The 25,933-nt window shown below is 61.3% G+C and carries 26 protein-coding genes; 14 read left to right on the forward strand and 12 right to left on the reverse strand.

Going from position 1 to position 25,933, the window contains the following annotated elements; genetic code table 11:
* Nucleotide 1: 1 nt before the first annotated feature.
* Entirely contained in the window at nt 2-892 is an 891-nt protein-coding gene (locus AB0O97_RS04630; RefSeq protein WP_363840895.1) for a xanthine dehydrogenase family protein subunit M, read from the reverse strand.
* Between the two features lie 120 nt (nt 893-1,012).
* Between AB0O97_RS04630 and AB0O97_RS04635 the strand changes: the two genes are divergently transcribed.
* The 3 genes from AB0O97_RS04635 (at nt 1,013) to AB0O97_RS04645 (ending at nt 2,895) form a co-directional block, all read left to right on the forward strand.
* Nucleotides 1,013-1,978 carry a LysR family transcriptional regulator gene (locus AB0O97_RS04635; RefSeq protein WP_363840892.1) on the forward strand — a complete coding sequence of 322 codons (966 nt, stop codon included), beginning with the start codon at nt 1,013-1,015 and terminating at the stop codon, nt 1,976-1,978.
* A gap of 180 nt (nt 1,979-2,158) precedes the next feature.
* Entirely contained in the window at nt 2,159-2,611 is a 453-nt protein-coding gene (locus AB0O97_RS04640) for a hypothetical protein (RefSeq protein ID WP_363880459.1), read from the forward strand.
* The gene (locus tag AB0O97_RS04645; RefSeq protein WP_363880462.1) at nt 2,608-2,895 is read left to right on the forward strand and encodes a transcriptional regulator; all 288 of its coding nucleotides are present in this window, start codon (nt 2,608-2,610) and stop codon (nt 2,893-2,895) included. Before AB0O97_RS04640 ends, AB0O97_RS04645 begins: the two co-directional genes overlap by 4 nt.
* 75 nt (nt 2,896-2,970) lie before the next feature.
* On the opposite strand, the gene AB0O97_RS04650 is transcribed toward AB0O97_RS04645, so the two are convergent.
* From AB0O97_RS04650 to arfB, 4 genes are all read right to left on the reverse strand, one after another.
* The gene (locus AB0O97_RS04650; RefSeq protein ID WP_363880466.1) at nt 2,971-4,464 is read right to left on the reverse strand and encodes a reverse transcriptase family protein; all 1,494 of its coding nucleotides are present in this window, start codon (nt 4,462-4,464) and stop codon (nt 2,971-2,973) included.
* Between the two features lie 213 nt (nt 4,465-4,677).
* A complete protein-coding gene (locus tag AB0O97_RS04655) occupies nt 4,678-5,751 on the reverse strand; it encodes an alkene reductase (RefSeq protein ID WP_363840880.1) in 1,074 nt (357 codons plus the stop codon).
* 147 nt (nt 5,752-5,898) lie between these two features.
* Nucleotides 5,899-6,633, reverse strand: coding sequence for a nucleotidyltransferase family protein (locus tag AB0O97_RS04660; RefSeq protein WP_363880469.1), 735 nt, complete (start codon nt 6,631-6,633; stop codon nt 5,899-5,901).
* Between the two features lie 70 nt (nt 6,634-6,703).
* On the reverse strand, nt 6,704-7,126 hold the full coding sequence (gene arfB, locus AB0O97_RS04665) for an alternative ribosome rescue aminoacyl-tRNA hydrolase ArfB (protein ID WP_363840875.1): 423 nt from the start codon (nt 7,124-7,126) through the stop codon (nt 6,704-6,706).
* A 241-nt stretch (nt 7,127-7,367) separates the two neighbouring features.
* On the opposite strand from arfB, the gene AB0O97_RS04670 reads away from it, so the two are divergent.
* Together AB0O97_RS04670 and AB0O97_RS04675 are read left to right on the forward strand one after the other, a co-directional pair.
* Nucleotides 7,368-7,733, forward strand: a complete 366-nt coding sequence (locus tag AB0O97_RS04670; RefSeq protein ID WP_363880472.1) for a type II toxin-antitoxin system RelE/ParE family toxin — start codon at nt 7,368-7,370, stop codon at nt 7,731-7,733.
* Between the two features lies 1 nt (nt 7,734).
* A complete protein-coding gene (locus AB0O97_RS04675; RefSeq protein WP_363880475.1) occupies nt 7,735-8,031 on the forward strand; it encodes a helix-turn-helix transcriptional regulator in 297 nt (98 codons plus the stop codon).
* A gap of 69 nt (nt 8,032-8,100) precedes the next feature.
* On the opposite strand, the gene AB0O97_RS04680 is transcribed toward AB0O97_RS04675, so the two are convergent.
* Entirely contained in the window at nt 8,101-8,541 is a 441-nt protein-coding gene (locus AB0O97_RS04680; RefSeq protein WP_363880478.1) for a cytidine deaminase, read from the reverse strand.
* A gap of 147 nt (nt 8,542-8,688) precedes the next feature.
* Between AB0O97_RS04680 and AB0O97_RS04685 the strand changes: the two genes are divergently transcribed.
* Together AB0O97_RS04685 and AB0O97_RS04690 are read left to right on the forward strand one after the other, a co-directional pair.
* Nucleotides 8,689-11,826 (forward strand): Tn3 family transposase, encoded by a 3,138-nt coding sequence (locus AB0O97_RS04685; protein ID WP_363880481.1) that lies wholly within the window; start codon nt 8,689-8,691, stop codon nt 11,824-11,826.
* Between the two features lie 488 nt (nt 11,827-12,314).
* Nucleotides 12,315-13,235: an NADP-dependent oxidoreductase gene (locus AB0O97_RS04690; protein ID WP_363880484.1), complete on the forward strand. Its 921-nt coding sequence runs from the start codon at nt 12,315-12,317 to the stop codon at nt 13,233-13,235.
* Nucleotides 13,236-13,491: 256 nt separating this feature from the next.
* On the opposite strand, the gene AB0O97_RS04695 is transcribed toward AB0O97_RS04690, so the two are convergent.
* Complete coding sequence (locus AB0O97_RS04695) at nt 13,492-14,388, reverse strand: LysR family transcriptional regulator (protein ID WP_363880487.1); 897 nt, start codon at nt 14,386-14,388, stop codon at nt 13,492-13,494.
* Between the two features lie 70 nt (nt 14,389-14,458).
* Here AB0O97_RS04695 and AB0O97_RS04700 point away from each other — a divergent pair, with 70 nt between their 5' ends.
* The 3 genes from AB0O97_RS04700 to AB0O97_RS04710 all read left to right on the forward strand — a co-directional run bounded on the left by AB0O97_RS04700 (nt 14,459) and on the right by AB0O97_RS04710 (nt 16,778).
* Nucleotides 14,459-15,493, forward strand: a complete 1,035-nt coding sequence (locus tag AB0O97_RS04700) for a YeiH family protein (RefSeq protein WP_363880490.1) — start codon at nt 14,459-14,461, stop codon at nt 15,491-15,493.
* Between the two features lie 80 nt (nt 15,494-15,573).
* On the forward strand, nt 15,574-16,017 hold the full coding sequence (locus tag AB0O97_RS04705; protein WP_168615470.1) for a universal stress protein: 444 nt from the start codon (nt 15,574-15,576) through the stop codon (nt 16,015-16,017).
* A gap of 206 nt (nt 16,018-16,223) precedes the next feature.
* Nucleotides 16,224-16,778, forward strand: a complete 555-nt coding sequence (locus AB0O97_RS04710) for a thioredoxin domain-containing protein (protein ID WP_363880493.1) — start codon at nt 16,224-16,226, stop codon at nt 16,776-16,778.
* A gap of 443 nt (nt 16,779-17,221) precedes the next feature.
* Here the strand turns inward: AB0O97_RS04710 and AB0O97_RS04715 are convergent, their stop codons facing one another.
* Nucleotides 17,222-17,665, reverse strand: a complete 444-nt coding sequence (locus tag AB0O97_RS04715; protein WP_363880496.1) for a hypothetical protein — start codon at nt 17,663-17,665, stop codon at nt 17,222-17,224.
* A gap of 161 nt (nt 17,666-17,826) precedes the next feature.
* On the opposite strand from AB0O97_RS04715, the gene AB0O97_RS04720 reads away from it, so the two are divergent.
* The 3 genes from AB0O97_RS04720 (at nt 17,827) to AB0O97_RS04730 (ending at nt 20,014) form a co-directional block, all read left to right on the forward strand.
* Nucleotides 17,827-18,249 carry an FUSC family protein gene (locus AB0O97_RS04720; protein WP_363880499.1) on the forward strand — a complete coding sequence of 141 codons (423 nt, stop codon included), beginning with the start codon at nt 17,827-17,829 and terminating at the stop codon, nt 18,247-18,249.
* Between the two features lie 58 nt (nt 18,250-18,307).
* On the forward strand, nt 18,308-19,051 hold the full coding sequence (locus tag AB0O97_RS04725) for a glucose 1-dehydrogenase (RefSeq protein ID WP_363880502.1): 744 nt from the start codon (nt 18,308-18,310) through the stop codon (nt 19,049-19,051).
* Between the two features lie 387 nt (nt 19,052-19,438).
* On the forward strand, nt 19,439-20,014 hold the full coding sequence (locus AB0O97_RS04730) for a recombinase family protein (RefSeq protein WP_363880504.1): 576 nt from the start codon (nt 19,439-19,441) through the stop codon (nt 20,012-20,014).
* A gap of 588 nt (nt 20,015-20,602) precedes the next feature.
* On the opposite strand, the gene AB0O97_RS04735 is transcribed toward AB0O97_RS04730, so the two are convergent.
* Both AB0O97_RS04735 and AB0O97_RS04740 read right to left on the reverse strand, forming a co-directional pair.
* Nucleotides 20,603-21,235 carry a dihydrofolate reductase family protein gene (locus AB0O97_RS04735; RefSeq protein ID WP_363880507.1) on the reverse strand — a complete coding sequence of 211 codons (633 nt, stop codon included), beginning with the start codon at nt 21,233-21,235 and terminating at the stop codon, nt 20,603-20,605.
* 53 nt (nt 21,236-21,288) lie between these two features.
* Complete coding sequence (locus AB0O97_RS04740) at nt 21,289-21,570, reverse strand: VOC family protein (protein WP_363880510.1); 282 nt, start codon at nt 21,568-21,570, stop codon at nt 21,289-21,291.
* A gap of 673 nt (nt 21,571-22,243) precedes the next feature.
* Here AB0O97_RS04740 and AB0O97_RS04745 point away from each other — a divergent pair.
* Nucleotides 22,244-22,831, forward strand: a complete 588-nt coding sequence (locus AB0O97_RS04745) for an antibiotic biosynthesis monooxygenase (protein ID WP_363840858.1) — start codon at nt 22,244-22,246, stop codon at nt 22,829-22,831.
* Nucleotides 22,832-22,964: 133 nt separating this feature from the next.
* On the opposite strand, the gene AB0O97_RS04750 is transcribed toward AB0O97_RS04745, so the two are convergent.
* Both AB0O97_RS04750 and AB0O97_RS04755 read right to left on the reverse strand, forming a co-directional pair.
* Nucleotides 22,965-23,285: an LPXTG cell wall anchor domain-containing protein gene (locus tag AB0O97_RS04750; RefSeq protein WP_363880513.1), complete on the reverse strand. Its 321-nt coding sequence runs from the start codon at nt 23,283-23,285 to the stop codon at nt 22,965-22,967.
* A 48-nt stretch (nt 23,286-23,333) separates the two neighbouring features.
* Complete coding sequence (locus AB0O97_RS04755; RefSeq protein WP_363880516.1) at nt 23,334-25,835, reverse strand: lamin tail domain-containing protein; 2,502 nt, start codon at nt 25,833-25,835, stop codon at nt 23,334-23,336.
* Nucleotides 25,836-25,933: the final 98 nt, after the last annotated feature.

The following is a 25,933-nucleotide window of genomic DNA, read 5'->3' on the forward strand; positions in this document are numbered from 1 at the left end:
TTCAACCTTCCTGGGCTTGTGTCAGGGTTTGTGCCGCACGGGCACTGGCACGCCGCAGGACCCTGCGGGTGAGTTCGTCTGCCAAGTGGCGTTTATAGTCGACCGGGCCGCGCTGGTCTTCGACGGGGCGGCAGGCGGCGGCTGCCAGACGCCCGGACTCCGCGAACAATTCCTCCCCGGGCGGCTGTCCGCGAAGCGTCTCTGCCACCGATGGGACAGTGCCGTCGAGCCCGACGGCGGTCAGGCCGACGGCGGCGTCGCCGATGAGTCCGTCCGGGGCAAGTGTCACAGTGGCACCTGCCGCAACGACGGCCCAGTCACCAACCCGGCGCTCAACCTTTACATAGGAGCTTGAGGAGTGCCTGCTAATGGGAAGGCGGATCTCGCACAGGAGTTCATCCGGTGCAACAGCCGTCTCGTAGGGTCCTTTGTGGAACTCCGCCATCGGCACCAGCCGTTCACCGCCGGGTCCCCTGATGACGGCGACCGCAGCCAGGACATCGCAGACTGTTGAAAGGTCTTCCGCCGGGTCGGCTTGGCACAGTGAGCCGCCGAGGGTGCCGCGGTTGCGCACCACCGGATCTGCAATCACCTGCTCAGCCTCGCGGATGATGGGAAAGTGGCGCGCCACCTCCTCCGACTCGAGGAGGGTTGTGTGGCGGACCAGCGCCCCAATGCACAGGGTGTCGCCGTTGCGGTGGATGAAGTCAAGCTCGGCGAGGTTGTTGATGTCGATCAGCCATTCGGGCCGGGCCAGCCGCAACTTCATCATGGGCAACAAGCTGTGCCCTCCCGCCACGACCCGGGACTCTGGTCCATGGCGTTTGAGAAGCATGATCGCATGGGCCACATCAGTGGCGCGTTCATAGTCAAACGGAGCCGGAATCTGCACAATCCACCCCTTGCATCGCGGGGCCTGGCGGAACGCACGGGTCCCAGTAAAAGCAACCCTTGTCCAACTGTGTCCGGCATGTCAACATCGAGATAAGCGAAAGGTTATGAGGCTATGTCGATGACGTTGAGACAGCTGCTGACTTTTAGCATGGTGGCCGAATTAGGGTCCTTGCGCGCGGCAGCGGCAGCTTTGGGGATCAGCGAGCCGGCAGTTTCCTCCGCGCTGGCGGCCTTGCGCCGCGACCTCGGCGATGTCTTGTTTGTTCGGGCAGGCGGCGGAATTGCCCTGACGGAGGGAGGCCGGGCACTTGCCGTGCACGCGGAAGAGCTCGTGGGGCTCGCCGAAGCGATTCGCCGCGATGTGGCCCAGGCTCGGCACTCCGTCGGCGGGCTGCGGGTGCTGGCAACGGCTGCGTTTGCCGAGCATGCGGCGGGCCGCCTTTTGGACGTCTTCATCGGGCGCATGCCCGGCGCCCTTTTGGAGGTTGTGGTTGAGCCTGCTGTGGATGTGCCGGCCCTGCTCACCCGCCGTTCCTACGACATTGCCCTGGGCGCGCGGCCGGAGGCGGCGGTCATGGCCGGGGTGGAGAGCCTGCCGATCCTGAGGTACAGCCGGGTGCTGGTTGCCGCGCCCTCACACCCGCTGGGCAGGGCGCACGGCCAGGTCGCTGCGCCCCGGCTGCGTGAACACCAATGGTTTTCCGGACCCCGCGGCATCGAGGATGCCACCGAGGAGGGGCGGTGGCTGGCGGCCGGCGGAAACACGCCAAACATGGTGGCACTAACCAGTGAAACGGCTGCCCTCGCAGCCGTCAGGTCCGGGGAAGGAGTCATGCTGGCCCTGGAACACGTGGTGCGCACCGAGCTGCGCACGGGCGCCCTAGTTGCCGTGGCGAGCGCCGGAATGCCGATTGTCGGGATGTGGTGGACGAGCATGCTGGACCGCGGCCGGTCAACGGGCGCCGCACGGGAGCTGCAGCATTTCGCCACCACGGCTGCGGCAACCGCTGCCATGGTGGCCCAGCGGGGGTCCCGGGGCCTGGCACACCGTGGCTCAAAAGTTCATGTGGCGCTGTGGAGCTGACGGGCCGGCCTCCACCAAAACCCTCCCTCACCTTCTGGGGAATTTTCCCGGACGCGCCCTCTCTAATGTGGTTTTCCCGAACATTCATGCAGCAGGCCCCGGTTTCCAAGGTTCACATTGCTGCGTGGCCAGAGTCTGCATCTAGTTGCACTTATTGTAACTAAATGCAAAGCTTGAGATATGGATAAGCAACAGGATGACACGCCCGGCTCCGGTGTGGTGACTCGGCAACAGGCCGAGAAACTGCTCGCCTCGATCCCGGCCCCGCCCAAGCGGCAGCTGAAATTGCGCGATCACCTCTATGCGGCCGCGGCAGTTGTCACGGGGTTGCTTTCGGGCTTGCTTGCCATGTCCGGGCATCCCTGGTGGGCGCTCCTTCCCGGGGCAGCAGCGATCGCAGCCTCCAATTTTTGGATCTCGGATCGGAAAGCCCGCCCCAACGAGCCCCGGATCAAGGCCGGACTTATCGCCACCATCGCGTTTACCACGTGGTTGATGCTGCCCATCTGGCGGGGGCTCACGCGCGGCGAGACGGTGCCGTTTCCGGAAGCCTGGATCATTGCCGGGCTGGCCCCGGCCGCGTGGCTGGCCTTTTACCTGTTCCTGTTCTTCCGCAGGGGCAGGAAGCAATGAGCTATCAGGACCTGGACCCCCACCTGCTGGCACCCAAGCGATTTGTCACGCTGGCGCACCTGCACCAAGTGGAACAGGCGGACTACCCAGCGCTGCAGGAATCGACAGGGTTGTCCATCACGGACCTCTCCAAAATCATTCGGGACCTGGAGGAGCGCGGCATGGTCGAGGTCAGCAAGGAACGGAAGAACCGTTACGGCCACACGCTGGTGAGGCTAAGCGATAACGGCGAGAGACGGTTCAAGCAACTCCTGAAGAACCTCAACCGAACCATCAACCCGTAGGGCGGGAGTTTCTCGAAGGTTTGAACCACGACGGCGGCACGCACCGACCGCCCCGTCTCACCACTGGGTGGGGTGCTACCACTGGATGCGGAGGAAATCCTGGCGGAGTTTGGCGCCGCGTGCCGGATTCAGGGCAGCGACCCAGGAAATGCGTCCCAGCAGGTGGCCGCGGAAATCAGGGTGCCCATTCCAGTTTTGCGATTCCGGGCCGTGCACGCGGCAGTTGTGGACGATGGCCTTGAGACGGTCAAAGTCGGCGCGGGGAACATTGGTGCGCTCGTTGACCACCACCGAGGTCACACTCTGGCGGACACCGGCCGGGCGCACACGGCTCTTCAAGCGGTTAACACTGTGCCCCTCATCGTCAATGATCGCGGTGGCGGCCCGCACGAATGCATCCGCGCGCCGCGCCATGTCGCGGCCGCCGCTGAAGGCGAGGTCGTCGGCGTACCTGGTGTAGCCGCCGTCGAACTTTTCAGCCAGGCCAGCAAGGCGCGAATCCAGCCGGCGCAGGGACAGGTTCGCGAGCGTGGGCGAGGTGGGGGCGCCCTGCGGAAGGTGCGGTAAGGAGAGGGCCTGGCGCAGCGCAAACCGCTCGGCAGCGTCCCCGCCAGCAGGCATTTGGGCAAGTACCCGCGGCGGAACCACGTGAGTGAGCATGCCCGTCAACCGGTGTCCCACGGCTTCCGTGAAGCCTGACTGCCGCAACGTGCCGAACACGCGCCCGGCCGTGACCTTGGCAAAAAAGGACACCAAATCCAGGTTCAGCACCACGTCCCGCCCGGTGTGCTGGGCCGCTCCTGTGACGGCGCTGCGGCCCGGCACAAACCCGTGCGCGGCATCATGAAGCTCCTCCGGATAGAGCAGTTCCCGCAGCACGGTGCGCTGGATGGAGCGCAGGCGCGGAGCCGGAATCTCGAGCAGCCGGGGGAGCCTGCCCGGACGGGTCCGCCATTCGTAGCGGTAGTGCTGCAGTTTGCGAGCAGCCGTTCGGTTCCAGTGCTTTGGATCCGCGAACCATTCCAGTTCGCCGCTGCTGAGCTTGAGACGTTGGGCCAGCTCGCCCAGGGTGTCGATCCGGGGTACGCCTGTTTGTCGACGATCACGGGCCGCCGATGGCGCCAACACATAGTTGGTGATCAAGATGGGTTTGCGTTGCTGGGCGGCCTTGGCGGCTGCCTCGAGGAAGGCGTCACAGCCGCCGATCATGGCGGCAAGCTCGCGCGGAGCATCCAGCGGCGGGCGCGGATACCCTCGCAATACGTGAGTAACCAGTGGTCCCAGCCAACGCCGTCGTGCTCCCAGAACGTGGGCACCGGCGTCTACTAGATCCGTCTTGTGCCACTGCGGGGAAGCCAGAAAGGCTTGAGCCAAGGTTTGCGCGATGGCTGAGTGCGTCGGGCGTGGTGTGCGCTTGAGCGTGGCCGCTGCCATTGTTACTGGCGCTGTCACTGGTGAATTCAGGGATGGAGTCATGAGTGCGATGGCTTCTCCGATGACCTGGCTGTCTGTGCGGGTGCGCTGCTGCGCGGAGCGCAGTGAGGCACCCGCGGTGCATGGATCAGGCAATACTTCGTGCCCCGGGGTAGCCCCGGGGAGGGATGCGCGCCAAAGGACGCTTCCCGCCTCATCGAAGAAACCATCGCATGCCTCCCATGCTAAACGAAGGTTCCAAGAACGCGTTCGACGTCGGCACTTGGGCGGGTGCCGACGTCGAATGTTACGCGATTCTTGAGTCTCGGTGGAGTGCTGGCCGGCTAGCGGTGGGCTAGATGGTCCAGACTAGTTCGCCCAGAAGGGATAGTCGGTGTAGCCGGCCGCGCCTTCGGTGTAGAACGTGGCGAAATCCGGCTCGTTCAGTGGGAGGTCCTCAGCCCAGCGGCGGACCAGATCCGGGTTGGCAATGGCAGGGCGGCCCACCACTACGGCGTCGGCCCACTCGGTCAGGGACCGGGCATCGGCGAGCGTAGTGACGGACTCAAACCCGGTGTTCAACAGCACGGGACCACCAAAACGGGTACGCAGCGTCTGTACCAGGTTCCCCGAAGGATCCTTGTGCAAAATGCTCAGTCCGGCCAGACCCAGAGGGGCGATGCCTTCTACCAGCGCCGAATAGGTGGCTAACGTTTCGGCTGCATCCGTTTCCAGTGCCCCCTGGATGTTGTGCTCGGGTGAGATGCGCAGCCACGTCTTGTCGGCGCCAACGGCCTGGACCACTGCCTGCACGGTTTCAATGACAAAACGCGCACGTTTCGCGGGGCTGCCGCCGTATCCGTCAGTGCGCTGGTTTGATGCAGGGGACAGGAATTCGTGAAGCAGGTACCCGTTGGCTCCGTGGAGTTCCACGCCGTCGAATCCGGCAGCGATGGCATTGAGGGAACCCTGGACGAATTCGCCGACAATGCCAGCCAGTTCGCCTTCTTCTAGTGCGTGGGGGACCGGGTAAGGCGCCTTGCCCTCATAGGTGCGGGTCACGCCGTCGATTGCGATGGCGCTCGGGGCTACTACTTGGCGTCCGCCGTTGGTGTCCGGGTGGGTGACGCGGCCCGAGTGCATGACCTGGGCGATGATGCGCCCACCATCTGCGTGAACGGCGTCGGTGACGCGCTTCCAGCCAGCAATCTGCTCATCGGTGACTAGTCCCGGCTGACGCACGAATGCCTGGCCGGCAAAGCTGGGGTAGACACCCTCGCTGGTCAGCAGGCCCATGGATGCGCGCTGGCGGTAGTACTCAACCACCAAGTCCCCGGGAACACCGTCCACACCGGACCGGGACCGCGTCAGCGGCGCCATGACAACGCGGTTGGGAAGTTCTAAGCTGCCGAGGGTGACGGGGGAAAACAAGTTCAAGGACATCTCCAGAGTTGAGTTGATGGACAACGTCTGGCACAACCTAGAGAATTGGGGCGGTATTCCCTGCGGCCGGGTCACGTCTTTCATGTCACATCTTCGATGCCCCGCAGGAACCGCTGTGGGCCTGGAGAGCATTGGTCCGTTTGGGACTTATTGTTCCAACAGATGGAGGTCCGCTGGGGTGTCGATATCCGAACCATCGGTGTATGGACTGAAATCGACTACATCTACTAGCTCCGGATGTGCGGCGAGGTATGCTCGGGCGCCGGAATCCCCCGTGGCCACCGCTGCTGCTGCGGAGGCATGCTCGGGGGAGAACACCACGGGATTCCCGCGCCGCAACTTACTCCGGTCTGGTACTGCAGAGGTGGCATCCGCAGTGCCGGAGCGCTCAACGCCAGCAGTCATAGAGCCAGCATCTTGGGTACCAGATTCCTCCACACCAGAAGTCGAGCGGTATCCCGCGGCAGTAATGCGTCCGGGCCGGTGCAGGGCGAGCAGAATCTGGATGAGCCCAAAGTTCATTCCCGGCTGGTCCACCAGAGCCACGAGGATGGGCCCACTCCCGGCACCACCTGCGCCATCACTGCCATTAGTACAGCTGCTGCTGAGCACAGCCGTGATCCCTGCGGCAAAGGAGGTACCCATACCTTCTTCCCAGCGTGGGTTCTCCACAATCCGGCAACCTGGGGGCAGGGGAGTGGCCCGCATTTGGGTGGCGCCAGCGCCCACCACCACAAAGACTTCAGCACAGCCACCACGGAGCAGTTCCGCTGCTGCATGTCCAACGAGTGTGGTTCCGCGGAAAGGTAGGAGAGCCTTGGGCCCGAGCCCCAATCTGGTTCCAGCACCTGCTGCCAGCAAAACCGCTACAGTCTGTGTCATGGCTCAACCCTAACGGTCGCCAACATTTAGTGGCGCCCCTGTCCCAACAGTCTCCAGTGTTCTGACGAGCTCAATCCGTGTGAGGGCGTTGCCGCAACTGTTTCGTCGCGGAGCGCTGCTGTTTCGCTGCCTGATGCCTGCGTTTGGATCCCCGGGTGGGCTTGGTGCTCTTGCGGGGAGTAGCTGCGGGGGCCAGCGCCGAAGCCACAAGCACACCCAATTTCTCTAGGGCGATCTCCCGATTGCGCAACTGCGAGCGCTGTTCATGCGCGGCCACCGTGATGACGCCGTCCACGAGCCGTCTGCTGAAGCGTTCAAGCAAACGCACGCGCTGTTCCTCAGACAGCACCGCCGATTCGGCCACGTTCCACAGCAATTCTGCCCGACTATCGGAGGTGTTCACATGCTGACCGCCGGGCCCTGAAGAACGCGAGAACCGCCAGCTGAGTTCGCTGGAGGGAATCGTGAGTGCCGCAGAAACCGTTAAATCCATGCCCCAAGTGTAGGATCCGTCGCTACGTGCCGCTAATCCGGGTTTCGTGTCACCAGCGTGTCACCAATCCGGATTTTATGTCACCACGAGATTCTCTGGTTGTAGTCACCAACAAGCCCTGATCTGTTCGTTGGGGACTGCTTGGTGTCCCGCAAGGGGAACCTCTACGGGACAGGCGCGATGCTCGATCGTCGTCAGTCACGTCTTCCATATAGCGTGAAATGTATATAGCGTAGGGTGCATGGCCGAGCTGTACGAGGTCGAGATGGAACCCGAGGTGCGGGCATGGCTGGAAAGCCTCACTGGCCGCGACTTTGGTCGTGTCGACTTCCTTCTGGGCCTGCTTGCCGAACACGCCGAGACCCTCAGCGAACCGTATGCTCGCTATCTAGGCGGGAAGGTTCGCGAGCTGCGGTTCCGTCTGCTCCGCCAGCAGACCAGGGTGACCTATTGGCTGGCACCTGGTCGTCGGGTGGTCTTGCTCACCACGTTCCACAAGACCCGCAGTGCCGAGATGTTCGAGGTTGAACGAGCCATACGAGCGCAGCGGACCTGCGAAGAGTCCCATGGTGCCGCGCATACCATCTACGAACGTGAGGAAAGTTGAAATGAACCCTACGCACAACTCCTATGAAAAGGTCGCACACCATCGCCGAGGCACTGCGGACTATCGTGAAGGCTACGGCGAGGCACAGCGGGCGTTCTTGATCGGCCAGGCAGTTCGCGAACGCCGACTTGCGCTGGGTCTGTCACAGACCGAGGTCGCCGCCAGGGCTGGCATGACCCAGTCGGCACTATCCCGGCTTGAGGCTGGCGGAGCCGTGCCCACGATCCCCATACTGGAGCGAATCGCCGTCGCTCTAGACTCCGAGCTCAGCGTGACTATCACTCCGCACGCTGCCTAAACGGGGCCGCAATCACAGGCGCGATCAGGCTTCCGTTGCGGCAACCTCCTGCGGGACTTGGATTCGGGGTTACAGCTGTTCAGCGTTGTAGTCGTATCCAAGCGGCAGCAGATCGCTGGCGAGAATGCTCACGGGCCCTCCTGGTGACGTCATAACCACACGTATGTTCGGGTAGTGGTCGGCAAGGATTTGCCGGTCACGGCCGCAGGGATTCTTCACGCCACGGGCGTGGTTTCCTACGGCCACAATGTGTGTCAGTTCAGTCGCCCCCGCTGCGCGCGCTGCCCCGAGCGCCACCAATTCTGCGCATGGTCCGCCGGTGAAGTGGTAGAGGTTCACCCCAGTGAACATCCGACCATCGGCAGCCCTTACGGCAGCGCCCATGGTGTGAATGCCGTCTTCCCCGGGACCGGCATCGGTGGTTGAATCGATGGTCTTTCTCGCCAGATCAACGAGCGCCTGCTCGACCTTTGAAAGGGGCAGCGCAGATGGTGGAAGCAGGGTAGTCATGTCGAGATCATAATCGGCCTTGGGGACTACCGGTACAGCCGTTGGCGCTAAGCATTTGATCATGCTCATCTAACACAGGCGATCCAGGTTGCGCGGAGTTTCGCCGGAAGGCTCTCGATCACTGGTGGGACGGCTATTGTCAGTCTTATGCCCGTGGAATTTCTGACTGATGAGCAGGCCGAGGCCTATGGAAGGTTCGCCGAGGAACCGACGCGGACCGAGCTGGAGCGCTTCTTCTTCCTCGACGACGAGGACCGGAACCTGATCGCGAAGCGGCGAGGTGACCACAATCGCCTGGGCTTCGCCCTGCAGATGTGCACGGTCCGGTACATCGGGCTGTTCCTGGAGGACCCCTTGGCCGTGCCATGGCCGATCGTTGAACATCTGGCCGAACAGCTGGAGATTGAGGATCCGTCCTGCCTCAAGGAATACACCGAGCGGCCAAAGACGGCGTACGAGCACGCGTGGGAGATCCGCGATGCGTACGGCTACCACCAGTACGAGGACCCCGCCCACGGGCGGATATTCAGGGCATTCCTGCACGGGCGGGCGTGGACGCACGCCGAGGGACCGGTCGCGTTGTTCAACCACGCGGCGGGTTGGCTACGCCGGCACCGGGTGCTGCTACCCGGGGTGAACGTGCTGGCCCGACAGGTTTCCGAGGTCCGCACCACCGCCGAGAAGCGGCTGCACGCCACGGTTGCCAAGGCCGCCCTGCGGGCGGACCCGGCGCTGCCCGGGGACTTGGTTGCCACGCTGAAAACACCGGAGGGCACTCGGTATTCGGACCTGGAGCGGATGCGTCGACCGCCAACGCGGAGCACCGGCACCGCGATGAAGGGTGCGTTGCAACGGGTTGAGGACATTGCCGCCTTCGGGCTGGGCCGGCTGAAGCTCGAACAGATACCGCCGAACAGGCTCTCCACGCTGGCCCGGTACGGGCTGGGCACCAAGGCCCCGAAGCTGGAGCGGACAGCGGAACCCAAGCGCACGGCGATACTCACCGCGGTGATGCGCCATTTGGAGGCCAAGGCGATCGATGATGCCCTGGATCTGTTCGAGATCCTGATGGCGACCAGGCTGATCCGCACCGCGAAGCGCACCGCTGACAAGCAACGCCTGTCCACCCTTCCACAGCTGGAGAAGGCGTCTCGGATTGTGGCCAGGGCTGCGAAGGTGTTCTTCGAGAAGCTGGAGTCCATCGAGAAGGACGGTGGCGAGGTGGACGTGGCCGCGCTGTGGCGGGCGTTGGAGGAGGTCGCACCCCGGTCGGTGATGTCGGGCGCGGCCTCCACGGTGGTGACCTTGGTGCCCCAGGACGGCGATTCGGCACAAACCGCGCTGCGTGGGGCGCTGGCGTTGCGCTACAACACCGTCAAACCGTTCCTGTCACTGTTGGGTGAGACCTCGGCACTGGAAGCAGCGACCGGCGGGGTACGGATCTTGGCCGGGGTGAAGAAGCTGCCCGCACTCTCGCGCCGGAAGGTCGGCGAGAAGCCGCTGCTACCCCGGGAAGTCGACGACACGCTCGTGCCGCCGCACTGGCACCAGGCGGTCTATGCGAATGCCGAGCAACCGGAGGGAATGGTGGACCGCGACGCGTACGTGGTCTGTGTCCTGGAACAACTCTTCCGCGCCCTGAAGCGTCGGGACATCTTCGCCTCGCCTTCACACCGCTGGTCGGACCCACGCGCACGCCTGCTCATGGGCGCGGGGTGGGAGGCTGTGCGCGAGGACATCCTGGCCGGCCTGAGCCTGGACGAAGATGCCGAGGCGCACCTGCGGGAACTTCTCGAGGTTCTGGATGCCACCTGGAGGCAGATGGCCGAGCGCCTCGAGGAAGCCGGCGACGACGCGAAGATCAGCATCGAGGTGCAGCCAAGCGGGCGGGCGAAACTGAATGTGGAGAAGCTCCACGCGCTCGGGGAGCCGAAGTCGCTGGCGTGGCTGCGCGGACGGGTGGAGAAGATGCTCCCGAAGATCGACCTGCCGGACCTGCTCTTCGAGGTGAACGCCTGGACCGGATTTCTGGACGCCTTCGTGCACCTGGGCGATGGCAGGACCCGCATGAAAGACCTGAGCACCTCGCTCGTCGCGCTGCTTGTCTCGGAGGCCTGCAACATCGGCATGACCCCGGTGATCAACCCGGGCTATGAGGCGCTCACCCGCTCCCGGCTGGTCCATGTTGACCAGTATTACCTGCGCGCCACCACCATCGCCGCGGCGAACGCTGCGCTGATCGAAGCCCAGGCGAAGGTGCCCATCGTGCAGTTCTGGGGCAAGGGCGTGCTTCCCTCCGTCGACGGTCTGCGCTTCGTCGTTCCCGTGCGCACCATCAATGCCGCGCCCTCGCCGAAGTACTTCGCGAAGCAGAAGGGCGTTACTTGGCTGAACGCGATCAATGACCAGGTGGCAGGCATCGGGCAGATGGTGGTGCCAGGCACCCCACGTGACTCCCTGTTCATCCTGGACGCCCTGTTGAACCTGGACGGCGGGGTAAAGCCGGAGATGATCGCCACCGACAACGCCTCCTACTCCGACATCGTCTTCGGTATTTTCAAGATGCTCGGCTACCGCTTCTCCCCGCGTTTCAAGGACCTCCAAGACCAACGGTTCTGGAAGGCCCAGATGCCCGGCGCCGAGCCGGCAGACGGCTACGGATCGCTGGAGGCCCTGGCCCGCAACAACAAGGTGAACGTGAACAAGGTGCTCACCGCTTGGCCGGACATGCTGCGGGTCGCCGGCTCCCTGGTCACCAACCAGGTACGCGCCTATGACCTGTTGCGCATGTTCGGGCACGAGGGCCGCCCCACACCGCTCGGTCAAGCGTTCGCCGAGTACGGGAGGATCGCCAAGACCCTGCACCTACTTGCCGTCGTTGACCCCGTGGATGACACCTACCGGCGGCAAATGCACAAGCAGCTCACCGTGCAGGAGTCCCGCCACAAGTTGGCGCGCGAGATCTGCCACGGCAAGAAGGGCACCATTCACCAGGCGTACCGCGACGGAATGGAGGACCAGCTCGGCTCGCTCGGCCTGGTCCTGAACGCCGTCGTGCTCTGGACGACCCGCTACCTTGACGCAGCAGTCGCCCAGCTCCGCACCGAGGGCCACGTGATCCGGGACGAGGACGTGGCCCGGCTCTCCCCACTGAAACACAAGAACCTCAACCTGCTCGGCCGTTATAACTTCACCGCCACGCAGCCGGCGGGCGGCACCCTGCGCCCGCTGCGTGATCCAGACACGGCCGGACTCGACGACGATGAGGACGGCGCGGAAGACTGAACGGTGCTAAAGGTCGGCTTTGTCGTAGCTAATATTCTGAGAATAAGGTATCAAGCATGGTGGTGCGGGTTTTCCCCTAACGCCCGCAGGGAATCGGTCAGGGTTGCGGGTCCTAATTATTTGATGACACCACGCTCAGGGTCCGAGAGTCGGTAAACTCTCCGCCGCCACGTCTTGCCAACCGGGAACTGTGAGTTCCTAACCTTTGGCCTAAGGTTTCCGGGGCGGAATGCAGTCCAACTGCTGCAGGGTTGTAGTTGGCACACATCGACCAGTTGCCCTGCGAACCAGACACCAATGGCACAGCCGATCAGGATAATGGCAAGGGTGAAGCCGAAGACCACCGGATCCAAAGCGAATTTTGGTTGAATGGAGTTCACGGCTCCGTCAATGACGGAGGTGTCGAAGCCGAACAACACCCCCCAATTGGTCCGGCAGCGGTCTGAGCACGCCCCATCCGTCCTCGAATAATGGAGAATAGTCACGGTATGAAAGCATTCGTCATTCCACATCCCGGTGCACACGTCGTTGAGTTGGCAGAAGTGCCAGTTCCGAAAATCGACGCCGACGAGTTACTGGTGCGGGTCCGAGCAGTGGGCGTCGGGATCCATGATTCCTACTTCTTGCCCAACGACGCGAAATATCCCTTTCCGATCGGGATTGAAGCTGCTGGGGTGATCGAAGAGATCGGCAGCGAAGTCCGTGGCCATCGGCCGGAGGAGCGCATTGCGTTTGTCAGCTCCATGCAGCCCAAAGGCGGAACCTGGGCGGAATACGTCGCCGTCAAGGCGACGTCGCTCATAATGCCCATTCCCACCGGATTGGGTTTCGTTGAGGCTGCCGCGATACCCGTAGCCGGGAACACCGCACTGAAGGCATTGGGGGCACTGGCTACGGCGCCCGTTGACGGGTCGCTCTTCATTGCTGGTGGCTCGGGGGCGATCGGCACGGTCGCCATCCAACTTGCACGCCAACGCGGATGGCACGTTGCCGCATCCGCGTCGAAACCCAATCACGACTACATGCTTTCGCTCGGCGCGCACAAGGTAGTTGACTACGGCAACCCCCATTGGCGCGAGCAGATCCTGGAGTGGATGCCCAATGGCGTCGACGCTGTCTTGGCGGTGCAACCGGGCACCTCGGTGGAAAGTTTGCCCGTCGTGAAGGACGGTGGAACATTGGTGTCGATCTCCGGAGATGCACACATCTCCGAACGCGGCGTGCACATGACGGGGATCCCTTACCAAATGGATGTTCTTGCTGACCTGGTGCAACTCATGGAGCAGATCGCCGCAGGGGAATTTCATTTGGAGCTTGAGCAGGTTTATCCGTTTGCAGATGCCCTGGCTGCGCTGGCGAAAGTACAGACCCGGAGGGCTCGCGGCAAGCTCGTCCTCAGACGAGAGTAAAGCACATGGCCGAGGAACCATGCGGATTCATGAAGGTGCTGCCTTGACGATTTCTCAGCCCGTCTGGGTTACTTACAGCTCTCTACCCCGTATTTAATTTGTGGCTTGCGGGTAAGAGGCGGACGATGTTGAGCCGGAAGGGTTGGCATGTCAGACCGCCCAAGGCACGGGTACTGCTTGGGGCTTGGGACTACAGGAGGAGCATCTTGTACGGATGCTGATGAGACTTCACCGAGGATGGGTCTTTCTGCCGGGGTTACGGTCTGGCAGCGGCCACAGCGACCAGTTCGGCCGCGACTCCTGTCAATCGTCGAGGTCCTGACCAGACGGCCGTCAGGGGGCGGCTGATCCCTTGACCCTCAAAGGGAACGCGCAACAGGTCCCCGCTCTCGAGCTGGCTTCGAACGGCGAGTTCGCTCAGGGCAGCAGGACCCGCCCCGGAAGCAACAGCAACGCGCACCGCGGCGTTGCTGGCAAGCACCTGCATCGGCTCGACTGTGACGAACCCAGCCAGCACTTCTTGCAGCGCCTCGCGGGTACCTGAGCCAGGCTCCCTGACAACCAAGGGGGTTTCCGCCAGTTCTTGCAAACCGATCTTGCTTGTCCGGTTCGCCCATTCATGGTTGGGAGCGACAATTACCAGCAACTCATCCTCTTGGACGACCAGCGCATTCAGCTGCACGGGAACGTTCGGGGTCTCAACGAAACCCAGTTGAAGAATGCCCCTTTGTACTTCTTGGAGAACCTGCGCCGAATTCAGCACCTGCACCTCGATGCGGACCGGCGGCAATCGACGTTTCAACTCTGTCAGCCAGACCGGCAGCAGGGTTTCTGCGATGGTCATGCTGGCCCCCACACGAAGTTCCAACGTTTCGTTGCTGCGGCTGGACCGTGACCAATCGTTGAAGCGTTGCCCGGCATCAAGTAGTTCACGGGCTTGAACGGCCAGCAGCAATCCCATCACCGTGGGTACGGAACCGCGGGGGCTGCGCTCAAGCAAAGCCGTTTTCATCCCCGTCTCCAGCTCCGCGATGGCTCGGCTTGCGTTGGGCTGCGCCATCCCCACTTTCCGTGCGCCAGCCCCCACGCTGCCTTCGTCCACCACGGCAACGAAGAGTTCCAGCATCTGAAGGTTCGGCCAAGCTTCGCTCATATCAAAAGCATATACCTTGATGCGAAATTGCCGTCTATCGGGCTGACGGGGATCAGTGAAGTATGGAAGTATGTCAACGCAAATACAACAGATAGATCCCATAACAACCCGCCGCGGCTCCTACGCACTGAAAAAATATTCCCCCGGGTTGCTTTTGTGTGCGGTCGCTGTGGCAATCGCGATGACCGTTAACGTCTTCCTTCCCGGTGTCAGCCCACTGATCGTCGCGATCGTGCTCGGCATCGCCCTGACCAACGTGGTTCGCCTACCCGAGTCCACGGCACCGGGACTGACGCTGGCTTCCAAGAAGCTGCTCCGATTGGGAATCGTCTTCCTGGGCCTGCAACTGGTGCTCTCAGACATTGTCTCCCTCGGTGCGCCCATGCTCGTGGTCATCGTGTGCATCGTGGCCGGAGGCATTTTCGGAACCATCCTGATCGGGCGGCTGATGAAGATGCGTCCCGCCCAGGTCCTGCTCATAGCATGTGGTTTCTCCATTTGCGGCGCCGCCGCTGTGGCCGGAGTCGAAGGGGTCACCGACTCAGACGAAGAGGACGTGGTCACCGCCGTGGCCATGGTGGTCATCTTCGGCACACTCATGATTCCGGCGATTCCCTTGCTCGGCCAGCTGCTGGGCATGGAGCCTGAACTCAACGGCATGTGGGCCGGTGGCTCCATCCACGAGATCGCTCAGGTTGTCGCCGCCGGAGGAATAATCGGCGGCGGGGCGCTGGCTGTCGCCGTCATCGTCAAACTCGCCCGCATCCTGCTGCTCGCCCCGATCGTCGCGATTTTGAGCATTCGCCAACGCCGGTCAGGAAACGTCAAACCCGATGAAAAGCGTCCTGCGATCGTCCCACTGTTCATCATTGGCTTCCTGGTCATGATCGTGCTCCGTTCCACACTGGACCTGCCCGAGGGCCTCATCCACGCAGGAAGCCTCGCGCAAACGGCTTTGTTGTCCGCCGCAATGTTTGGACTGGGATGTGGGGTGAAGATCCGCAACCTCATCCGGGTCGGAGCCCGACCCTTCATCCTGGCCGCAGCCTCAACCATTCTCGTCACAGGCATCGCACTTGCAGGCATCGAACTCGTCCACCTCTGATAGGGAACCACATCCTGCAGTCCCCGCCCAAGCTGATACCTCGTCCGCCCACCACATGACCTTTTAGGAAGGAACCTGACTTGACGTTTCTCACCGGTCCAGCTCCGATTATCGTCGGCGTCGACAGCTCCGATTCTTCAATTGCGGCACTGCGGAAGGCAGCCGAGCTTGCAGCATCACTGCAAACTCGGCTCCTCGTGATCACTTGCTGGACCGTACCGAACTTCTACAACGGCACCATTGAATTCGATGAAACAGCATTTGAGCGTGACGCCAAAGAACGACAAACCGCAGCCATCTCGAAGGCCTTCGAAAACGGCTGCCCCGTGCCAGCACAAAAACGCATAACCCACGGGCGCCCGGCAGCCGAGCTCATCAAGGCCTCAGCACAGGCCCAAATGCTGGTGCTAGGCACAAGGGGCAGACACGAATTTATCCATATGATGCTGGGCTCGGTCAGCCTCGAATGCCTCGGGCACGCCCACTGCCCCGTCCTAACCGTAACCCAAGGGCCACGGCCGTGAGCTCGACACCGGAAAATCCGCCTTCCGCACACATCACCCGAAAGAAGCAATGCGCAAGCCCACCCTTGCCCTAGTTGTGGCCGCCCTGCTGGCCGCCAGCACATTGGTTTCCTGTAGCAGCACCTTCAGAAACTGCGAAACATCCAGGAAGCACACTATCCGCAGAAACACCTGCCACGCCTTCGACAGAAGCCGAACCTTCGAAAATGTCAGCCGAATTAGCAGCCAAACTGGTCCCCAACAACGCCAGGGTGATCAATGATCCCGCCGTACCCGAAGCGACCCTGGTCCTATTCACTGATTACCAATGCCCCTACTGCGCCCACATGGACGCAGTGATCCAGCAGGCCAAAAACGACTACCACGACCAGTTACGCATCGTAGTGAGGAACTTCCCTCTGTCAATGCATGAGAACTCCAAAGCCGCCGCCCAAGCAGTGGAAGCAGCCGCAGAACAGGATGCACTGGAAGAAATGTCGGCATACATCTTCGACAACCAGGACGACTGGAATGGCCGCCGCGCAGGAATAGCGGAAGTCTTCATCAATTACGCTCAGAAACTCCACCTTGATCCAACGAAGTTTCGCGCCGACTTCGCCTCACAAAAGATCAAAGAGCGAGTCGAAAACGACCTGCAAGATGCCCTTGAACTTGGACTCGAAGGTACCCCCACACTGGTACTCGATGGCAGAATCCTGGCTGTAGACCCCACAAATTACCTCACGCTTCAAAAACCACTGGACCAGTCCCTGGCCGATTGAGCATTCAATCTCTCCAAGGGGCTATCTAGCACTGCAGCCGCGTATATGCGGCGTGTCCGCGGGCCTCCTAATGACACGTTCGCTCCCCGATCGGCAGACTGCTGCCTCGGTGAATTGGCGTTGCTCGCACAAGTTGGTGGCTTCGATTCAGGAGACGCCGCATATAGAAGATTCGCGAGGATACGGCTCCGCGTGGTCGTAAAAGGAAGGGCAGCGGCACAGGCATCGGAGGGAATCCAAGGACCGGTTTCAACATCGAAAATCAGGGACAAGTCCGAGGACGCGGACTGTTTGCGCTGGCCAAAGAACGGTACAAGACTGTCGAGGCAGTCACACATCTTGTACGTGTAGCAGATAGTACGGAGCTGGTGTGCGATTCCTGCTGTGGGGATAATGATGCTCCCTCGTGGGTGCAGGGAGAATCCCTGACGGTATCGTGATATTTATGCCGAGCTTTTCATCACATCCTGCCGTGGAGGACCGGTACTCCTACCGTCCACGAACCTATGTAAAGGTAACGACACCATGGTGATTTTTAGTCGTCCCCAGCCGGGGACCCTGCCGATAACGCTCAAACTCTTGGTCACAATCATGGTTCCTTCCATCATCGTGAGTATGTTGGGAGGAGCCTCGGCCAGCATGGGATTTGGTCTGGCTATGGGCTTGGGGATGGCGGTCACTCCCGTGAGTAAACCGCGCCAAGCAGCACTACTGGTGATCGTGGGTGCTGCTCTTGGCGGGTTGGCGTCCTTGGCCGGTTCAACTCCCTGGGCCATCGCGATCCTCATGTTTATTTCCGCGATTCTTTTTGCGGTTACGAACCAGCGCTCTGCCGGACTACTGTCATTGACGCCGGTCATGGTGATCTTGTTTGGTCCCGGTCCCATCGACCTCAGCTGGTGGTCTGCAGTGCTGTGGATTCTTGCCGGCGGCTTGGCCGGTGCCCTGATAGTGCGCCTGCTCAAGTTCCAGGCCCCGACTCTTCCGGTTGGAAAAACGTGCTGCGTGGGAGCACGGTATCGCAGTAGGCCTGTTGTGTGCTGCAATCATGTACTGGACGTTAGCCAACAACATTCCCCATGGTTATTGGGTCGCGGTCACCGTCTTGATGGCCTTGCGGCCGTTGGCCAATCAGCGTCGCGAAACCCTTAACGGGCGTCTCATAGGCACCTTTTTGGGGGCCGTGATCGCTTTGCTCGCCGTGTTGCTCCTGCCCTTCTGGGGTGCCCTTATTGTCGCCGGTCTGTGCTTGTTCTTCCTCATCTGGTATTCCGCGGGCGGGGCTTACCTCATGCAGGCAATGGTCCTAACGCCGATGCTGTTGATCTTCGCCTCCCTCGGTGATCTCGAGCGCGGATTAGAGCTGACCATTGAACGAGTCATTTTCACGATCGTAGGAATTGCCGCAGCCGTCTTGCTAGCCTTGTTGCTGCGGCGCTGGGCATCCCGGCGCGAGACCGTATCCGAATAACACCACAACACCACCCCTATTTCCACATCATATTTCCCAATAGGAGAAGAACGTTCCCATGTTTTCTGAAAACCAGGTAGCCCTTGTCACTGCAGCCGGAGCCGGCATCGGACGCGCCATCGCCCTGCGCCTGGCCACTGATGGTGCCTCGATCATCGTTTCGGACGTCAACGACGAGGCTGGTGCCGAAACCGTTTCGCTTATCGTGGCCGCCGGGGGTCGAGCAGTCTACAAACACGCCAATGTCGCCAACGTCGAGGAGGTCAACGCCTTGGTTCCCTTCGCCATCGAGTCTTTCGGTCGATTGGACATGGCCGTGAACAACGCAGGAGTAGGATCTATGCCCACGCCCATGCAGGAGGTCACCGCGGAGGTCTGGGACCGCGCCATCAACGTGACCCTGCGCGGCACCTTCATGGCTATGCAGTCCCAGGTTGCTCATTTTATGGAACAGGGACGTGGTTCAATCGTGAACATCGCCTCGCTGGCAGGCATCAGCGCCACCCCGTATTTGACCCCCTACGGTGCGTCGACGCACGGCGTGGTTTCCCTGACCCGTAGCGTTGCCAAGGAAACCGCCGAACAAGGCATCCGCGTAAACGCCGTGGCCCCCGGCGCCATTGAAACCGCAGCACTGGCTTCCCTGCCCATCGAGGCCCAGACAGCCTACGCTGCTGAGATCCCGATGAAGCACCTGGGCCAGCCTGAAGACATTGCCAACGCAACCGCTTTCCTGCTTTCGGACCAGGCTGCCTTCATTACCGGCGTCGTGCTGCGAGTAGATGGTGGAACCGAGGCCTGAGCGTGGAATCAGCGCAACAGAGTACGGCACTGATCTAGCTCCTGAACGGATTCTTTTCACAGTGAACGTCGCGTGGCTTCACCGCCCCAGTCGTGGCGCGCGCGAAGGTCTGGTGCCGAAACACGGGTCCTAACACGACTCATGACCCGACTCGAGGTCGAAAACAACCCCAGAGCGGGTATCTTAAAGGAAATCCAAGGGCCGCAGGCTGATTCTGCCAATTTGAGCAGTCTCAGAAAACTACAGCTTTTCGAGACACCGGACCTGAACCAATTTTGACCACCGGTCGCATTGAACTCCCGGGAGGGATTTTGTTCCAAAAAGTCGTCTCACCGTAAAACGTCTTACTTGATTGTCGCCGAGGGGTTTTTGAGCCACAATGGCTGAGTGAGACTTTTGGGATACACGCGGGTGAGCACCTCGAGCCAGGATGCCCAGTTGCAGCTTGACGCGCTGCTCAAGGACGGGGTGCAAAAACGCGACGTGTTCGCCGATGTCACCTCCGGAAGCAGGACCGCGATCGAGCGGCCCGGGATGAAGAAGCTCCTGGAGTACGCCGAGGCCGGGGACACCGTGGTGGTCTGGCGGGTCGACCGGTTCGGCCGATCCCTGGTCGATGTGTTGAACACCGTGAACCTGCTGCGTGAACGCGGTGTGCAGGTCCGATCCATTTCGGACGGGATCGACCCGGCGACATCCACGGGGCGGATGATGCTGAACATGCTGGCCTCCCTGGCCGAGTATGAGCGCGAATTGATCGTGGAGCGCGTCAATGCCGGGATCGCCGCGGCCCGGCAATCGGGTACCCGCTTTGGCCGGCCGCTCTCGGACCCTTTGGTAATCGCGGACAAGCTCGCGATCGCGAAGGACGCCCGTGCGAAGGGACGCACCGCCGAAGACGCGGCACGTTTGGTTGGGTGGAGCCGGGCGACGCTCTACCGCCATCTCGGCCCACACGCCTGATCCGTCAAAACCCAGTAATCGCTGATGCACCAGCGGAGTGCAACCGACTCTGGCACCAGATGAACCGCAGCCTGGGACCACGATCGCACGCTTAGCGCCAACCGCTGTACCGATGGTCCCCAAGGCCGATAATGCTTTGGCAGGTACTTCCAATAGATGAGCAGCACCCTTTAGCGAGCCTTGAATGGTCACTTCCCTGCCTTTGGAACTGTCGCAGCGTCCAGTCAGGGTTTGTTTGAACGGGGAATCCGGCATCGTCCTTTAAGCCGGTCGTTCACCGGAGCAAATGCAGTAGATGTCGGAAATTTTCGAATTGGCGTGTTTCCGCAGCTGCCAGATTCCTTAGGCTTGACCCGACTTATTGCCCGGTGGCTCCCTGATACGGAACAGTGTCTCGAGCGTCTATAGAAGCCCATAGGAAAGTGTCGTGAAACTGAGAATTGACGTGATCTGGGCACAGGCATCGTGGCAGGCCAGCACGTTTCGTTGGTGACAGGCAGCGTGGGATCGTACACCAGGTCTCGCACACGTAGGCTCGGATGCGCTCCCACGGTGAGGGCCGCCGTCGAACTTCACGAAGGTCACATTCTAGGAAGAGGGGACGTCCCGCACACCGGTGTAAGTGGCATAGCCGGGAGGCCCGGTGAGCTGATAACTGTGCAGCGCGAGGCCTCCAGGTGTGGTGCGGCTGGCGAGCAGTCTCAGCCCGGCGGGTGTGGCGCCGTCGGGGAAGAGTCGGCGGCCACTACCCACCACCACGGGAGCCACCACGAGCCGGAGCTCATCGATGAGCCCTGCTGCGAAGAGTGACTGGGCGAGGGTGGAGCTGCCGTGAATCTGAATTTCTCCGCCTCGGGCGGCCTTGAGTTCCCGGAGTTCGGTGTTGATATCGCCGGAGAGAACGGTGGTGGGGTCCCAGGAACCCGCCGTCAGGGTGTTCGAGGCGAGGTATTTGGGCAGGCTGTTCATGCGCGTTGTGAACGGGTCCTGCGGATCGGTGATGAGCGGCCAATCGCGGGCGAAGGCGGTGTAGGTGCGTTGCCCTAGCAGTAGGGCGTCGGCGAGGTCGAGCCACCTGGATGCCTGAGCGATGAAGTCCTGATCCATGTGCGGGACGAACCACCCACAGCGTGTAAAGCCGCCACTGGTGTCTTCATCGGGGGAGCCGGGACCCTGCGATACGCCGTCAAGGCTCACGAATTGCGTCAATGTCAGTTTCATAGCGTTCCTCTAGTGAAATGGTGGTTGGCGCTGATACTGATTGAGCTGGTGTCTTACACGTGCTGGTCCACAATCACCGGGTTACCGTCCGGATCGAGAATCACGAAGCTGGCCGGCCCGGTGGAATCGGGATCCGCCTCGGCCATAACCTCTAGGCCCGCTTCCTTGAGCTGCTGTTGAATTTCACGTACATCGCTAAAAGGGGCGATAGCTTGGGCATCTTGGCTCCAGCCCGGATTGAACGTCAACGAGTTCCTTTCAAACATGCCCTGGAACAATCCAATGACGGATTCGCCGTTCTTCATCACGAGCCAGTTCTGCGAAATATCACCCACGTGAGGGTAAATCCGAGCTTTTCCTAAAACGCCACCGACTCTTTGAGGTCCTTGACCGCGAGACTGGCTGAGAATGCTCCGAGTTCCATGGGGGCTCCGCTGATCACGAGAATTCCTTTCGATAATAGCGGCGCCCATGTTCCCCTGTCTGCACACCTCTGGAGAGATCTGGCCCGCGGGTGCATGATGGGGGTAGGCGAACCCAAATTTCCGCCACTGACCGTTCGCCGCCGGCCACTGTGCCGCTGAGCTGAAGGAGCTGACTGTCATGAATATGTGGGGACTAGCCATTGTCATTGGAGTCATCGTTATTATCACCGTCATCATGGGACTCATCGCCACTCACGGCACCTACGAAAAGCCGCGCCACTAGCGCCCTTCCAAGGCAATTCACACAAACCATGGCGTGCCCCGGGAACCCCCCTACAATTCTGAAAGGCCGCGCCAACGCTACTCTCCTCCAGCTCGGCCCACTGCTCAGCTGGCTCACCGCCAAACTCCCGGACGCATTCCCCCGGGTAGTGGTGGACTAGAACCCGCCCCAAGAAGTACGACGCCGGTCCGCCCTGTTGGGTGCGGCCGGCGCCTTCTTGGTGTTGTCTACTCCCTGACGCCCTCGTAGCGAGGTGTCCACATGGTGGAAGTGGCTTGCGTGGGGCACTACACTAGTGCGGTGCCTCAACTTCAACCCGTCACTGTGTCCATTGCCCGTACCGTCCAGCCCGGCTGTCACCGCCAGTTCGCTGCCTGGGCCTTGGCTGGGCAGGAGCTTGCCCGAGAGTGGCCTGGCTACCTCGGGTCCGGATGGGTTCGCAGCAAACTGGACTCCAATGAATGGCACGTCATGTACCGCTTTTCCGACGCGCAAACACTGCTCGCCTGGGACGATTCGCATGAGCGGAAATGGTGGATGGACGGCAGTGGTGGCCTCATGGAAATCACCCGTGTAGAGCATCGAACGGGAATCGAAGGCTGGTTTGACCAACCCGGAGATGTCTCGATAACGGTTCCAGAAACGGTGGTGCCTCCCCGGTGGAAGCAGGCCATAAGTATCTTCCTGCCATTCCTACCCGTGAGCCTGTTGGCAAATTTCTTGCTGGGGCCAGTCACTAGCGATTGGCCGTTGGCACTGGCCGTTCTGCTAAACGTCTGCATTCTGACGCCGATCATGACCTACCTGATGTTGCCCTTGAGTACGCGCTTATTGCGACCATGGCTCCAAGCACCTCGCCGACAGAAGCGACCGCGCAATAGGCTTTAAACGCATCAGGCTTCAAACCAGAAAGGGCCGGGGCGTCCGCATGTGCGAGCGCTCCGACCCTTTCAGAGTGATTCAGCAGCGATGACCCTGCTGTCTTGTGTCTCTAATGGTGATTCTTTACTGTCGGTAGAAACTAGTGGTTACTCAGTCTCCGGCGGTTGGCAAACACCAAGGCAGTCATGCCCCCGAGCAACAGCAGGGCTGCACCACCAAGGAGTCCAGCACCATTTGCTCCGGTCTGTGCAAGATCCTGCGAGGAACCAGAAGCTTGCTTGTCCGCAGCATTTTGGCTGGGCTGCTGTACATCTGTGCCCTGAGGGGACTTGCTCGGGCTCGGCTCTCCGTCAACGGCTTCACCGGCGCCGGGCACCTCTGGCACTGTAGTCGTGGCGCAATTCATGGTGCCGGTCCGCAGTGCGTGCCCGTCGGTTTGTCCGTCATCGGAGTACGCCACAGGCTTGAACCCATCCACACAGAACACCGCCGGGGCAATGGCAAAGCCCTAGTTGTTCAGGTTAGGCATGCCGGTGGGGCGCTCAAAGACCTGTGTGACCGCAAAGTTTCCGGCGCCTTCGCCGCTGCCGGTGATTTCCAGAGTTGCGCTGCGACCCTCGCAGGTGTCGTCGCAGATAGCCCAGAGCAAACCGGTGGCCGGATCTAGTTCCAGTTCCATGACACCGGGGAACCCGCTCTCAATGGTGGCCACGCGGGTGTAACCGGAACCATCCTGGTCCAGGGCGTAGGCGTAAATCATGCCGTTGGCTTCCACCGCAACGAAAAACAGTCCCGCACCATGGTTCGGGTAGCTAGCGGGGTTGTAGGCGGTGGCAGTGGATTCGTCCACGAACCCCTGGGCTACCAGCTGGGTATCGGGGATCCAGGCGATTCCCTCAAGCCCGGCGTTCGCGCCGATCACAGGCAGGTCCTCTACGAGGTTCCATTCGGCGGTCGCCGCCAAGGTGTCAGCCCCACCAAGGGCGTCGTAACGCAGAATTGACGGACGGGAGACACCACTGGCTGCGTTGTTTCGTTCGGAGGCCACAAAGATTCCGGCCGAAGGTCCGGCGGACGTCATGGCGACGCCTTCTGCATCAACCTCACCGGCGCCATCGGCGTAACGCAGGGTCGTGATGCCAGCCCACACATCGTTACCTTGTTCCACCCAATCCTCACCGCTTTGAACCAGTCGGTGCAAGGAGCCAGCACCGTTGTTGACAGCCCACAAGGTACCGGCACCTGCAGTGGCCTGTGGCTCGAAGGCCAAGCCACTCATGTCAGCGCCGAAGGTGTTTGCAACATCTGCGGTCGCAACAGCGTCAGAACCGGGCCATACGGCCGTGATCAGATCGCCTTCGCAAGCATTGGCTGCGCCTTTGGTAGCTTCTCTGGTCTGCACAAACTCACCAGTGCCGTTCGGGCAGCGTCCCCAGGTGGTTGCCGCGTGAGCTTTGTAGCTGTGAGCGTCAATTTGAGTGTCGGTCGCGTCGGAGAGCCGCACGGCATCAGCCTTGCCCAGTCCAAACGCCGTATCAACATCAAGTGCAATGTAGGCGCCCGCGCCCAGCGTGGTTCCGGCAGGAACGGCGAAGGGTGCCTTCTCTGAATCATCACGGATCAGGAATCCAGAGATATCTACTGGGGTGGCACCGATGTTGGTGAGTTCTACCCAATCGCCGGGGACACCGCCGTCGGACTCTATCTCATTGATGCGGATGGGGAGGCCGCAGTCATTCGGGGCGCCCTTAGTGGAAGTGGTGGTCACTGCCCAGTTGTCAGTGCCATCGGCGCAGCGGCCAAACGTTGTCGGGGCGTGTTCGTCGTTACCCCACGCAGTCCAGGAATAGGAATCAACTAGTACCTGGCCGCCGGGGAGGTAGATGCGGGCTGAGTCAGCTTTGCCCAGGCCGTAGCCGAGCATGTTTTCCTCAACCACGTAGAAACCGCCCGGAGCAATGCTGGCACCATCGGGGAGCACCGCTGCGTGGCTGGCGCTGTCATCGTTGTCGCGCACTACCCAAGCAGAGAGATCCACCACGGTTGTGCCCGCGTTGAACAATTCAATCCAGTCACCGGGGTTGCCATTGCTGGACTCTACTTCGTTCACGAGGATCGCTGGCGTCGCAACAGCTACGCAGTCGTTCGCAGCACCCTTAGTAGCGGTGGCGGTGGTGGCGAAATCGCCAGTTCCGTCCGCGCAACGGCCCAGGCTGGTGGGGGAGTGGGCAGTCCACGTGTGTGAATCAATGAGTGTGGCGCCGTCCGTGTCGAAGAGGCGCACGGAATCGCTGGCACCGAGCCCGAAGCCGAATTCCGCCTCGTTCAAGACCATGAAGGCCCCCGGCGCCACGACAGTTGCCGGCAGGGTGTAGACATGGGAGTCATCGCTATCGCGGACTGAGAGTCCGCCCAACTCAATCTCAACAGCACTTTTATTCAGGAGTTCGATCCAATCGCCGGGCTCCCCGCCGCTGGACTCGATCTCATTGATGACCAGGTTTCCGGCGACTGGGGCCGTGCAGATGTTTGCGGCACCAGGCGTGGCCTGCGGTGAAACAGCGAATGTTCCGGTTCCATCGGAACACCGGGCGTAGGAGGTGCTCACATGACCACTCCAGGCGAAGGAGTCCACCACTGTGGTCCCGTCGGGACCGAGGAGCTTGGCTTCGTCTTCTTTTCCGAAGCCAAACTTCACCGGAGCGGTGTCATCGTCCACCGTCACCATCAGGTAGCCGCCGGGGGCAATTATTGATCCGGCCGGCAAATTTATGACGTTTTCCGGCTTATTGTCGGAGATGTGCCACCCAGAAACATCCACAGCCTGCTGGCCGGTGTTGATGAGTTCAACCCCGTCGGCAATGGTGTCGTTGTTCTGAATGACCTCATTGATGCGCACCGTGTTGGGGGTGTCAGCAACGGCCGGCAGTGCAACAGCGACGCCGCTTCCAGCCATTGCTAGGGTGGCGAGTCCGACTGCGGTGCGCAATCTCCATTGTTTGTTTCTCAAGAGTTTTCCTTAGCGGCGGGATATTCGTTGGGCACAAGGCATGACTCTTGGGAGCCTGCCCTGCCAACGTGACGCTCAGACCAACTCCGTGTGAACTA

It is taken from the genome of Specibacter sp. NPDC078692 (genome assembly GCF_040686835.1).
In the GTDB taxonomy this organism is placed as follows: Bacteria; Actinomycetota; Actinomycetes; order Actinomycetales; family Micrococcaceae; genus Specibacter.